A 361-nucleotide genomic window follows, 5' to 3' on the forward strand; every position below is an offset into this window, starting at 1 on the left:
CTGCTCAGCTGACTTTTGCTAAGCAAAATGGAGTTCAGGTGCTTGTAGGAAATCCTGATGAGGAAGTTCCGGGTAAAAACATAATTCTTCCTGAACATCCTTCAATGGTCAAAGCGAGAGAAGTGAAACTTGATAATTTGAAGAAATCTTACATTAGAAACTGCATCCAGCACTTTGGAATGCCAAATGAAGAAGACATAAAATTTTTGGCTGAGGATACCAAGTCCAGTGAAGATTTTGTGAGAAGGACAATTGAAGAATTAAAGAATGGAGGGTTAGTATGAGAAGGGAAGACGATTTTGAAGTGAGAAGTAAGCACTTGCAACACATGACAGATGAAGAATTAGATGCCTACTTTTGG

At 38.5% G+C, this 361-nt stretch carries 1 pseudogene; it reads left to right on the top strand.

What is annotated here, in order from left to right:
* Positions 1 to 284: pseudogene (locus AC29Z1_RS17625) on the top strand (2-amino-4-oxopentanoate thiolase subunit OrtB); the annotation flags it as partial.
* Positions 285 to 361 lie beyond the last annotated feature (77 nt).

This window comes from Sporomusa sp., assembly GCF_057736855.1.